At 36.9% G+C, this 12,198-nt stretch carries 11 protein-coding genes; 8 read left to right on the plus strand and 3 right to left on the minus strand.

Annotation, left to right across the window (positions count from 1 at the left end):
- Positions 1-18: 18 nt before the first annotated feature.
- Both IPH52_19470 and IPH52_19475 read right to left on the minus strand, forming a co-directional pair.
- Positions 19-528 (minus strand): hypothetical protein, encoded by a 510-nt coding sequence (locus tag IPH52_19470; GenBank protein ID MBK7057184.1) that lies wholly within the window; start codon positions 526-528, stop codon positions 19-21.
- Between the two features lie 525 nt (positions 529-1,053).
- Positions 1,054-1,608, minus strand: coding sequence for a Uma2 family endonuclease (locus IPH52_19475; protein ID MBK7057185.1), 555 nt, complete (start codon positions 1,606-1,608; stop codon positions 1,054-1,056).
- Between the two features lie 500 nt (positions 1,609-2,108).
- On the opposite strand from IPH52_19475, the gene IPH52_19480 reads away from it, so the two are divergent.
- The 7 genes from IPH52_19480 (at position 2,109) to IPH52_19510 (ending at position 7,800) form a co-directional block, all read left to right on the plus strand.
- On the plus strand, positions 2,109-3,917 hold the full coding sequence (locus tag IPH52_19480) for a histidine kinase (protein ID MBK7057186.1): 1,809 nt from the start codon (positions 2,109-2,111) through the stop codon (positions 3,915-3,917).
- 43 nt (positions 3,918-3,960) lie between these two features.
- Complete coding sequence (locus tag IPH52_19485) at positions 3,961-4,272, plus strand: nucleotidyltransferase domain-containing protein (protein ID MBK7057187.1); 312 nt, start codon at positions 3,961-3,963, stop codon at positions 4,270-4,272.
- Between the two features lie 74 nt (positions 4,273-4,346).
- Entirely contained in the window at positions 4,347-4,742 is a 396-nt protein-coding gene (locus IPH52_19490) for a HEPN domain-containing protein (protein ID MBK7057188.1), read from the plus strand.
- A gap of 94 nt (positions 4,743-4,836) precedes the next feature.
- On the plus strand, positions 4,837-5,556 hold the full coding sequence (locus IPH52_19495) for a response regulator transcription factor (protein MBK7057189.1): 720 nt from the start codon (positions 4,837-4,839) through the stop codon (positions 5,554-5,556).
- A gap of 210 nt (positions 5,557-5,766) precedes the next feature.
- Positions 5,767-6,654, plus strand: a complete 888-nt coding sequence (locus IPH52_19500; GenBank protein MBK7057190.1) for a hypothetical protein — start codon at positions 5,767-5,769, stop codon at positions 6,652-6,654.
- A gap of 16 nt (positions 6,655-6,670) precedes the next feature.
- Positions 6,671-7,090, plus strand: coding sequence for a hypothetical protein (locus IPH52_19505; GenBank protein ID MBK7057191.1), 420 nt, complete (start codon positions 6,671-6,673; stop codon positions 7,088-7,090).
- 5 nt (positions 7,091-7,095) lie between these two features.
- Positions 7,096-7,800, plus strand: a complete 705-nt coding sequence (locus IPH52_19510; protein ID MBK7057192.1) for an RsmE family RNA methyltransferase — start codon at positions 7,096-7,098, stop codon at positions 7,798-7,800.
- Positions 7,801-7,814: 14 nt separating this feature from the next.
- Here IPH52_19510 and IPH52_19515 read toward each other — a convergent pair whose 3' ends face one another.
- A complete protein-coding gene (locus IPH52_19515) occupies positions 7,815-9,446 on the minus strand; it encodes a hypothetical protein (protein ID MBK7057193.1) in 1,632 nt (543 codons plus the stop codon).
- A gap of 220 nt (positions 9,447-9,666) precedes the next feature.
- Between IPH52_19515 and IPH52_19520 the strand changes: the two genes are divergently transcribed.
- Positions 9,667-12,183: a glycogen/starch/alpha-glucan phosphorylase gene (locus IPH52_19520; GenBank protein ID MBK7057194.1), complete on the plus strand. Its 2,517-nt coding sequence runs from the start codon at positions 9,667-9,669 to the stop codon at positions 12,181-12,183.
- Positions 12,184-12,198: the final 15 nt, after the last annotated feature.

Genomic DNA, 12,198 nt, shown 5'->3' on the forward strand with positions numbered 1-12,198 from the left:
GTTATCCTTTAATTGAAATTATCTTCCGCAAATAGATGCAGACTTACACGCGGTTAGGCTACCATAGCAGGATGAACTAGCTGAACAGGAATAGGGAGCACTTGAAGAACAACCATAAGTGGTTCCATAATAACTGCAGGTAGAGTTTCCAGAGCCTCCGCAAAGAGAAACAGATGCACAAGATGAATACGATGCATAGCAGGATGAACTTGCATAACAAGAATAAGGAGTGCTTGCAGAGCAACTTGAATAAATGCCAGATGTATTGCAGAATCCGCTACTCGTAGTAGTGGTTGTAGTTGTCGAAGTTGTTCCCGTAGAGCTTGAACCAGTTGAACCACCTCCCGTTGGACTTGCCAGTGGCGGCAAACCATTAGTTGTCAGTATTTTTAACAAAGCAAAGTTATTTACTTTTTTATCTCCATCATACGGCTTACGATCATTACACGATAAAAGCATAACAACTAAGGCTGTTAGCCCAATCCGTATACAGTGGATTTTTATTTTCTGTTTATTTTTTAATCTCATACTTCATCCCTCTCAACTTAATAATGAGATTCATTATAACCACAAAATTCCTTTGTCAAGGGTTCGAGAACGAACGGTAGTATTTGGGAACAAGCGGTAAAAGGAGACTAAACAAAGCCTAAATAATCTCTGCTAGACTAACAGTTTTTATTAAAAATAGGGACTGTGTAAAAACATTCTTTTTACCACGAAGAGCACGAAGGACACGAAGAAAAAAACAAAATTTCCTAGGAAATTTTAACCTTCGCGAACTTTGTGTTCTTCGTGGTTTATTAAAATCTTTGTTTTTACACAACCCCGATACAAAGACTTGTTACCTAAGAGCCACATAGAAGGGACGTAAAAGCCACTTCATTGCCCTTTTCGGCTTCTATGTCGCTTTTATGTTACTCTTAGATTGCCTTTAGTTGTAAGGTTATACAAAAGCTAGTTAAACTTTTGGTAAAAAAGTTTTTACAATATAGTCAGGCGGAAAAGCAAAAGCGATACATGAGAACAAGATTTACAAGAAGACTAAACTACAGTTTAAATAATCTCAGCGAGACTAATAGATCTATTGGTAAGAGGTAAAGGGATTTTTTCTTCTAGAGTGTGGGTGGTGTGTAATGTGTATTTGCCGCTTTCGGGATTTTGGAAGGCTTCGATTTTGTTGTTTTGTAAATCTAGAATCCAGTAGATGGAGATATTCGCGCTTGCGTAGATGTCTGCTTTAAGTAGGTCGTCTTCGAAGGAGCTAAAGGCAACTTCAACTACGAAGGCTGCGGTTTCGGGGTGTTTGTCTCCAAAGTCGTCATGGGTTCCGGATATCGTAGAAATATCAGGCTCTGGCTCAGAGTCTCCAATTGAGATTGGACTTTCCTGGAGCACGATAAATCTTTCTTCGATTACACTGGTTAGAATATCACGGAGCTTGTTCACGACTTTTCTGTGTTTTGGGGAAATTGTCATTTTGTTTATGATGACTCCATGAATGAGTTCAGTATTGCGCCCAATCGCACCAGTCGCACCTAGCTTGTGGTAAGAATCTAAATCATACCGTAAGGCTTTATCTTTATACGACTTTTCAAGAATTGCGCTCATACTTAAGCTACCTTGAGCCTACTTTTCGTTCTTGTCAATAAAAAAATGGAACTACTCGACTGCGAACAATGGTTTACAAATAAGGATTTTACTGTCACCTCGAACATGCGAAGGCAAAGGTCGGCGAAAGCCAACAATGTCATTAAGTTAAGGATTATACAGTCATTTCGAACCTACGAAGGTGTTGGATTTGCGAATAAGCAAATGGGTGGACACATCAGTTTGTGCGAAGTGTGAGAAATGACCTTGTATCCGATAAGATGTCCTTTACTCATCTCCGGTCTAGCTCCGCTTATTTAGCCGCTATAGGTCCGGTCTAGTGTCGGTTAGAAACCGCTTAAGAGCGGATCTATAAGCGTAACTGGAGCGGCTATGAGTAAACGTTAACTAAAAGGATGGTAAAAGCCCACCATAATTTTCGAAAAATACTTTACACGTTAGGCACTAGAGGGAAATATCGGTTTACCATGAAACCTGCATGTTTAAGAATATCCTTTCATTTGCACCTAATATTATTACTTGCGCCTATCGTTTCTCTCTTGGCAGAACCTCCAACTATTACACTTCATGAATCAGAAGGCACCTATTTTCTAATGGAGAATGCCGATTACCTCCTAGACAAAGAAAAGACGGCTAACCTAGAGTATGCGAAAAAAGAAGAAGCGAGGTTCCAACCAATAGGGAAATACTTTACTATTATAATAGAAAATACGGGAGTTTGGATCAAGTTCAAAATTAAAAATGGAGAGGATAAGAAGCAAGAATGGATCGCGGTTCCATCATTCACTTTTTTAGGGGAAAAATTCATTCTCCACCAGGCTTGTAGTGGCAAACTAGAAGTATTCTCTGCTGGTAGATCAATTCCAGAAATAGAAAGACGAGTCTATCGAAAGCATTCCCTTCATTCTTTTTTGATTTCCTTAGAACCAGGGGAAGAATGCAGTCTCTACCTTTATATGGAAGATAGAAATTTTAATTTACTAAATCTTATTCTACAGGATAAAGAAAGTTATTCGAATTATGAGTATTCTCTTTCTATGTATCTTGGGGCTTTCATTGGAATTGGATTAATGCTATTCTTCTACAATCTTTTTTTGCTTTTCTTCACCAAAGACAAAGCATATTTTTATTATATTCTATTTGTTTTTATACATATCACTTATCAAACTATATACTATAGAGTTTTAAATGAGTATAATATTATTTATTCGGAATCATTTTTAAATTTTTGGATATCTACCGGTTTTTGTTTTGTTGCGCCTTCCTTAATTTTATTTACAAATACACTTTTACAGTTAAATGATAAATATCCAAAAGTAAATATATTATTTAAACTTATAATTGCTATCAATTTACTAGCCTATATTCCAATGGTAATCTGGGGATTTGAAGCAACAACTCACTCTACAACATTTCTAATTACAATTTTCCTACTTCCTTATGTTGGGATTAAAGAATGGATGCGAGGAAATCGTTCCGCAAAGTATTTTACCATTGCATGGCTTACCTATTGTATCTTTGTATCCGCAGGATATTTAAATGGACTCATGCATGTTCCCGTTTCCTGGAAGTATTCCTATCTTATGTTCTATCCAATCCTATTTGGCTCTGCTCTAGAGATGACTCTATTTTCCTTAGCGTTAGGCGATCGATACAACCAAATCCAGAAACGAAATGAATCGCAGACACTCCAGCTTTTAAAAGAAAAATTAAATTTAGAAGAAGAGCGGCATACAAGGCGTAAACTGGAAATGAACTTACTCAAGACCATCATTCAACCTCATTTTCTAATAAACTCTCTCAATTCTCTTGTTGGGCTAATCTGGGAAAGCCCCAAGAAAGCCGCTGATATGATTGTCGCTTTAGGTGCCGAGGTTCGTAATATCCTGGAAATTCCAGATGTCAAAGAAGTAACTCTTGCCAAAGAATTAGAATTTTGCGATGCTTATTTAAAAATCATGTCTCTTCGTTTAGAGGAAAACTACGCGTTATCCACAAAGGACCTAAGCGGAGACGAGAAAGTTCCTCCTCTTTTGTTTCACACTCTCATCGAAAATGCATTTACCCATGCCAAAGGAAATTACTCTGGACTCAAATTTCATTTGCGTAAAGAACTCACAACTGATTCCCTACTCTATACTTTTACTTCCACCTCCTCCGAGAAAAATTCTACTCCCTCTAACCGCATCGGCATCGGCACAAAATACATCCAAACCGCACTCGAAGAATTTTCCCCCGGTAGATGGAATGTCGATCAATTCTATGACAATGGACTTTGGGTTGTAAAAGTCGATGTGAAGAATGGTTAATTTTTCGCTTGAGAAATTTCTTAATCAGTTTTATTATAGAGATATGGAAGAAATGCAAATCACTTTAATCAAGAAAACAATCAAAGATTTTTTTCCTGATTCGGAAATTATGCTTTTTGGATCTCGTGCCCGCAAAGAAAGCAACTCAAAAAGTGATTATGATATATTAATCAAAATATCCGAAACACTATCTATTCGTGAAAAAGTAACTCTATCCGAAAAAATTAGAAAAGTATTAGCTCAATCAAAAATTGATTCTGACATCATTATAAAAACCGAAGCCGAACTTCAAAAACAAAGTAAATTACATGGTCATTTAATTCGCAGTATTATGAATGAGTTAATTCCTGTATGAACCAAGATAAAAAGCAAAATATTCTAAATTGGTTTGCAAAAGCTGATGAAGACTTAGAGCGTGTCTGAGAAGATATTATTCTATTCATAAAAGCTAAGCTCCAAGAGCCTCAAATATCCTTTTCAGACAGGCTCTTATATGCAACAGAAATTTTATTTAAGCATGATCCCAATTTCGTTCTAAATGTTATTGGCTTTCATTGCCAACAATCAGTAGAAAAATATTTAAAGGCATTTTTAATTTTTAAGGAGCACGATTTCGATTACAAACATAATCTAAATTACCTTCTCAATTTATGCTCTGACTTTGACACAGAATTTAAAAACATTGACGTTGGTAATCTAAGTAGGTTTGCAGTAGATCAACGTTATCCTGACGAAGCCTATGAACCAAACATAGAAGAAGCATCTGGATATTTAGAAATTGCTAAAGCAATAAAAAAGTTAGTGCGAAGTAAAATTGTTTTTTAAAACGATATTACCGTTTGTTCCCAATTTTGACCGTTCATTCCCGAACCCTTGACAAATGAAAATTATGGTGTAAAAGCTTACTACTTAGGACACTATGAAAGATTCAAAACAAGAAAATAATTCCCTGCTCAAAATATTAATAATAGAAGACGAGCCTGTATCTGCCAGATTCATAGAAGCAAGAGTCAGACAGTATTTTGCAAAAAAGAAAATATCTATCTTTCACGAAAAGAGTTTACTCGGGGCAGAAGCATTTTTAGAAGAAAAAGAAGTCGATTTGGTTTTACTCGATCTCCAACTTTACGGAGAAGACTCATTATCCGTTGCAGAGAATTTAAAAAATCACAATACGCAAATCATTATTATCTCCGGTCGTCTCGAAAAAGCAATCGACGCATTTGAATTTTCCGTTCTTGATTTTGTTCCAAAACCAATCGACGAGAATCGACTTTTTTTAGCTCTAGAGAAATTCAAAGAAAAGACCAAGTGGAAAAAAAACGGAAAGTATCTTCTCTGTAAGACGGATGAGGAAATTAAACTTTTACCTTTCTCCGAAATCACCTATCTAAAAGGAGAAGGAAAGAAAACAATCATCCATTCCAAAAAACAGCCCCCGATTACTCTGAAAAAAAACCTAAACGCAGTCAGCCAAAATCTTCCCGAAAATTTCTATCGAATCCACAAAGCCTATATTACTAGGATTGAGTATATTGATTCTATTCGCCTAAAACCCGAAACCCTTGCCGTCTTAAAAAACAAACAGACCATTCCCATTTCCAGAAGAATGCTAGTCGAACTACAAAACATACTTTAATCTTATTTATATGCCTCTGTGGCTATCCATATTCCCCTATTCTAAGCTTTTCTAGCCTAATTCTAAAAATAAACAGTAATTTTTTTTACAAAGCTAAATTAAGTTTGCAAAAGACCGATAATTTATAAAGGATAATACTTTACATATTTCCTATCGTAATTACTATTATCCAAAAAGAAATCGAATGAAGATTTAAGGAAGAATGACTTTATGAAATTGATTACAATCCTAGTTTTTTTAATGAGTGCCAGCCTGTTTTCCCAAGCAAAAGATACAGCGGGTAGCGGCGGCGATACGGGCAAACACCCAGGCGATCCTGAACTTCTAAATGGACAAAGCTCTATACAAGTAAATGAAACAGAAGAAGCTCTCGATAAGCAAATTACTTTTATAAATGACCGTTTAAAAAGACACACAAAGCTTTTTAGAACAAGAGTAGAAGCTTTGCCTGGAAAAACTGTTTTATACAAGGGAACTGAAAAAGATGGTGATTGCGTAGCTGCACCTGATAGCAAACAAACTGACCCTGCAAACAATTGCATTAGATTAGAAGTTTTTGATTTTGTTAAATCAGAAGAAGGAAAGACTGACTTGAACCTCGGTGCAAGAAGCAAATATATCATTCTTTTCTACGAAGGTGCTGGTTGGGCAGAAGATCCAATGAAAGAAGCTCCAAAGCCAATCAAAATGATCAAAAGCAAAATCATCTTAAACCAATTCAAAGAAACTGATCTCAAAATTTCTGAAGTAACTGATGGTGCTCCTCACGTTGAAAACGGAAAAGCTGGCGACACAGTAAAACCGCACGACGAAAAAATCACTGTTTTCTACCAACATGATGGTCTTCCAATGAGAGACCCTAAAGGTGTTCCGTTTCCTGAGCAAAAAGATCGTAAAGGTTATGGTCTATACAAACTAGCTGATGTTGAAAACACAAAGACTAACCCAACTAAAAACGTTTTCAAACAAACCTACTACATAAAGCACTTGATTCAATTTGATAAACTCTTCACTTCTATCTTTGATTCAAATGACAACAGAGCAAACAAACGTTACAAAGAAAGCAACCAAGTTCTCAAAAGTTCTTTGGTATATTAATGATTGATGGGGCGAAGTGAGATATATTCGCTCTTGTCCTGCTTGTAATACCGAATTAAGATTCCCACTCGACATGGGAATCTTGATTATCACCTGTCCTAATTGTTCAACCTCTTTTAGAATGGATCCCGATGATCCAAAGACTTACCTCTCCGGCAACTTTGACTTAACTCCACATAAAAATCCACCTAGATATAAGATTCCTTTCTTAGATTCTCTTTCTTCTTACTTTCGCTCTCATAAAGACATTCGCTTTTTAATTCCTTTGTTTCTATTTCTAATTCTTCTTTTAAACATCATTAAGATTTACAATACACCCACCGAGCCTAGCAAAGAAGAAAAAGAAAGTGAAGAATTCTTCCAAGACCCGGAAACAGACCCTACTCCCAAACCAGAAACTCGTCCTCCTGGTAGTGAGCCTTCTGTAGAAATTTAAACTCCATGAATCGAATCATTTTAGAAGAGCAGGAATTAATCAGTCATTCCCTATTCCGCCTTGATTCTAGAAAATCCAATCATATCCTAAAAACCCTAAAGTCTCAAATTGGCGATAGACTAAAAGCCGGCTTACTGAATGTATCCATCGGCACAGCAATCATTCATTCGATTGATACCGAAAATCGCGAAGTTCTAATTCGCTATGAAGAGGAAACCAAGGATTTGACGCATAGCGCTCTTTCTGGCATACGAGTATTTTCCGCAATCCAAAGACCTCAGACTGTTAAGAAAATGATTCATCTATGTGCCAATTGCGGAATTCCAGAATTATACTTCTTTCCTTCTGAGAAATCAGAATTCTCTTATTTACATTCCTCCATCTGGACAGACAGAAATTTACTCGATGAGATTATTCTAGGACTAGAACAAGGCGGCAGAGTCATCGCTCCCAAGATTCAAGTCCTAAAGAATAAGTATCGAATCAAAGAGCATCTAACGGACAGTAGCCGCTTTCTACTAGACTTCAACCACAAGTATCTCACTGAACTATCCTCTGATTTATATCTAAAAGATTCCATTCAAATAGTCCTAGGACCAGAGTCAGGCTTAATCGCCGAAGACATAGATTACTTTTTAAGCCTAGGCTTTCAAAATATTTCAGTCTCTGAAAATATTCTTAGAAGTGAAGTAGCACTCACGTTTTTCTAGCACAGATAGAACTACTAAAACGCAGTTCCGCCTGAGAAGAAAATCATTTGTTCGTCTTTTGCTTTGAATTGATTGGTGTCACTATCAAGAACCCAGCGGCGTCTGTTTTGTAGTTTGAGAGTTAAAGGACCTAGATTGATAGCAACTTCAACGGCACCCTGGGCTTTGTCGTCTACTTTAAAAGCTTCGGTGTTTTTATCGAATCCCTTCTTGGTATAAAAAGCAGAAAAGCGGAAGAGTGTTCCGAAAGGGATATAGGCACCTAAGAATACGCGTGAGTTGTTCTTGCCTTTGTAGTCTTCGTAGTTTACTTCAAAGCCAACTTTGTAGATGTTGACGATGAATGTATTGAAATAGCCTTTTACGGTAGTTCCATCTGTAGGTTTGTTTTGTAGGGCTTCGTATTTTGTGTAAGGAAAGCTTGTATCTAAGTTTACCTGGTAGCGTTCGATTTCGTAGAAAGAATCGAAATACATGGGAATATAATTGGAACTCATACTTCTAAATTCAGGACGAATGATTACATTGATTTCCTTTGTGCCTATCTTTGTGATTACACCATAATGTCTACCGAGAGAATTCGGAACGTTCTTAATTCGATTGTAATCGGCATACGGGGTTAATTCAAAAGTATCCGTGCTGATAATTTTAAATTCTGCGTCATACCCTTCTATGCCTTGTTTACGGTTTGATTTTACTTTTGCGTTATTGGTTTTATCAAAGCGGATACTTCCTGTTGTATCCAAGTCAAGTGCGGTAGGTGCTGTTCCATCATAGGCAGAAGTATAACCAATTGCAAAGCGATTGAGATCAAATACTTTGTTCGGAGCAGCTTCTTCGTTATCAAAGACTCGCTCCTTCTTAGGGGCTGTCTTTTCTACTTCTTTTTTTTCGCCCGTCTTTGGATCTGTTTCGACTTCTACATAACGCTCTTCTTCTTGTGAGGAATTAATTTCTTCATTTACTTTCTTTCTTCCTACATCATCTAGAACGTTTCCATTAGCCGCAAGCATGGCAATATTCTTTTTGCCTGATACTAAGTCCATGATTCCAGTAATAATTCCATAAGGGCGAATGTATCCTCTTCCTGCATTGACTTCTTTTCTGTCGTAAATGGAGTTAGTAAAAACTTGCACTCCACCGTAATCAGTATTGATATCTGCCATGACACCTAATTTGTATACGTCTACCCGCTGGTTATTTACATAGCGATTAATGATTGTTCCGTGACCGATGTATCCATCATACATCCTACCTACGAATAGAGAGTAAGTAATTTCTTTTGGTTTGTAGACTCCGTAGTTTCCAACCCAGATATTGTTTAGAATTCTCTGATAGTCTGATTTGGAATCGTAATCAATGGAACGAATCTGTCCTACTTTTGCCCCCGGCGTCTTAGGATCTGCATCATTTAGCAAAATATTCACGGGAAGCTGCATGGAGAATCCCCATTTATTATCGAAGTTCATATTGAGACCCGGTGCCAAATACAAATAAGTGTCTTTGTTGTATTGGTTGATACCAAAATCATAGGTAAATGTATCGGATGTGGGGCGACTATTGACTCCAGGCGGAGTCCACACCTGACCAAATAGATTAAATGAAAATAAATAGAGGCTTAGAATAAGAAGTAGTTTTTTTTTCATAGGAAGTTGTTTATCGAATACAATATTAAAAGTGAAAAGCCGAATATGAGTTAGAAAGATAATTTAATTCATGAGCTTAGCAACAAAAAAATAAATATTTTCTGAAAAATTAAAAATCACTTGCATGTAAAATAAAGGATGACTGAAATATCCTGATTATTAAAAAAGAGTTCTAGGTTATAAACTTAGGCGTTTTAATTTTCCGAAAAAAGAGGGAACGATGGATAATAACAATAATAAATTATGGGATTTAATGGATCGAGAACCAATTATAAACAAAGAAAATCTCGAAAAAGCATTTGCGCATCATTTAGAATATACAGTCGGAAAACACCGAAATAATACTACCAAACAAGACATTTACGAAGCTCTTAGCTTTACAGTGCGCGATATAATCGTTGATCGCTTAAATGAAACCCAATCTAATTACAGAGCCAAGAATCCAAAAAGAGTCTATTACCTCTCACTAGAATTTTTGATTGGTAGAACTCTTTCCAATGCGATGATCAATTTAGGATTACAGGATTTACTCATTGATGTTCTAGATGGTTTCGGATATGATTTACATGAAATCGTAGAATACGAGCCCGATGCAGGACTAGGAAATGGTGGTTTAGGAAGACTTGCGGCTTGTTTTATGGATTCTCTCTCCACTCTCAATCTTCCCGGTTATGGTTACGGGATTCGTTATGAGTATGGAATCTTCAATCAACAAATAGAAAACGGCTCTCAGATTGAAAAGCCAGATGCATGGTTACAAAAAAGTGGTAATCCATGGGAAATCATTCGACACGAAGTAGTATATCCCGTTCATTTCTACGGACATGTGGAAACTAAGATTGACCCAACCGGAAAACTCATGTCAGTATGGATTCCGCTTGAAACGATAGTCGCCGAAGCTCATGACTATTCTGTTCCGGGTTACAACACGACTACTGTAAATAACCTTCGTCTCTGGGTTGCAAAAGCTTCCGAAGAATTTAACTTCGATTATTTCAACCATGGAGATTATTTAAAAGCAGTTGAAGACAAACAAAAAACAGAAAACATTTCTAAAGTTCTGTATCCAAACGATACAACAGAGCAAGGAAAAATTTTACGTCTCAAGCAACAATACTTCATGGTGGCTTCTAGCCTACTAGACATCATTAACCGCTACAAACGTTTTAATACAGACTTTACTCGTTTTCCTGACGAAGTAGCGATTCAATTAAACGATACTCATCCTAGTATTGCAATTCCTGAACTCATGCGTATTCTCATGGACGATGAAAAACTAGAATGGGCAGCAGCTTGGGACATTACTACAAGAGTATTTGCTTATACCAATCACACCGTGTTACCAGAAGCATTGGAGACATGGAAAGTCAGTCTAATCGAGTTTCTCCTCCCAAGACATGCACAAATTGTTAACGAGATTAACTATCGTTTTTTAAATGAAGCACGCTCTTCAGGAAAATTAAACGAGCACGAAATCATGCAAGTATCTGTTTTCCATGAAGGACCTGATAAACTATTGCGTATGGCTAATCTCGCTGTAATTGGAAGTCATAGTGTAAACGGAGTTGCCGCTCTTCACTCGGATCTATTAACAACTCTTGTATTCCCTGCCTTCTACAAACTCTGGCCTGAAAAATTCAACAATAAGACAAATGGAATTACCCAGAGAAGATTTTTACTTAAGGCTAATCCACAATTATCCGCTTTAATCGCAAGTCGTATTGGAGATGACTTTGCTACTGATCTTAAGAAGTTACGCGGTTTAGAAGCATTTGCCGCTGATCCAGACTTTGAATCAGAATGGAGAAGAATCAAAAAAGAAAACAAAGAACGTCTATCTGCGATTATCCAACACGATACAGGAATTATAGTAGATGTGAATTCTATCTTTGATGTTCAGATCAAGCGTTTTCATGAATACAAGCGCCAACTTCTAAATATCCTCCACGTGATTGGTTTATATATCCGTATTCAGGAAAATCCTTACAAAGAAGTAGTTCCTAGAACTTTTATCTTTGCAGGAAAAGCAGCACCTGGATATTATATGGCTAAGTTAATCATTCGATTTATCAATGCAGTAGGAACTGTAGTAAACAATGATCCAAAAGTAAACGGAAGACTAAAAGTTGTATTCCTTCCAAACTACCGAGTATCTCTTGCAGAGAATATTTTTCCAGCGAGTGATTTGTCCGAGCAAATATCTACTGCTGGAACAGAGGCAAGTGGAACAGGTAATATGAAGTTTGCGCTCAATGGCGCTTTGACTGTTGGAACACTCGATGGGGCTAACGTAGAGATCATGGAAGAAGTAGGCGAAGAAAATATTTATATCTTCGGTCTCAAAACTCCAGAAGTGCAGGACTTAAAGGCACGGGGTTACCACCCATGGGACTTCATCAACAAAAGCGACGAATTACAAAGAATACTCACACTGATCAAAGAGAATTTCTTCTCTATGTCCAATGCGAATCTATTCCGTCCTATCTATGACAATTTAGTGAATCAAGATAATTATTTACTCATGGCTGATTTCGATTCATACTCAGCCTGTCAGCGGGTAATATCAAACGAATTCAAAGACCAGGCACTTTGGACAAAGAAATCAATTTTGAATGTAGCGAGAATTGGAAAGTTTTCTTCTGATCGCACCATCCAAGAATATGCAGATCAAATTTGGAATGTGAAACCAGTAGATGTGAAAAGCCCATCATTAAAATATCAAATACATAAAAAATAAAGGAAGAGAGTGAGA

Source organism: Leptospiraceae bacterium, from assembly GCA_016708435.1.
Lineage (GTDB): Bacteria > Spirochaetota > Leptospiria > Leptospirales > Leptospiraceae > UBA2033.

What these genes read in the sequence shown, in the direction of transcription:
- IPH52_19470 (MBK7057184.1), bottom strand. Translation starts at nt 528, where the DNA reads ATGAGATTAAAAAATAAACAGAAAATAAAAATCCACTGTATACGGATT.
- IPH52_19475 (MBK7057185.1), bottom strand. Translation starts at nt 1,608, where the DNA reads ATGAGCGCAATTCTTGAAAAGTCGTATAAAGATAAAGCCTTACGGTAT.
- IPH52_19485 (MBK7057187.1), top strand. Translation starts at nt 3,961, where the DNA reads ATGGAAGAAATGCAAATCACTTTAATCAAGAAAACAATCAAAGATTTT.
- IPH52_19495 (MBK7057189.1), top strand. Translation starts at nt 4,837, where the DNA reads ATGAAAGATTCAAAACAAGAAAATAATTCCCTGCTCAAAATATTAATA.
- IPH52_19500 (MBK7057190.1), top strand. Translation starts at nt 5,767, where the DNA reads ATGAAATTGATTACAATCCTAGTTTTTTTAATGAGTGCCAGCCTGTTT.
- IPH52_19510 (MBK7057192.1), top strand. Translation starts at nt 7,096, where the DNA reads ATGAATCGAATCATTTTAGAAGAGCAGGAATTAATCAGTCATTCCCTA.
- IPH52_19515 (MBK7057193.1), bottom strand. Translation starts at nt 9,446, where the DNA reads ATGAAAAAAAAACTACTTCTTATTCTAAGCCTCTATTTATTTTCATTT.
- IPH52_19520 (MBK7057194.1), top strand. Translation starts at nt 9,667, where the DNA reads ATGGATAATAACAATAATAAATTATGGGATTTAATGGATCGAGAACCA.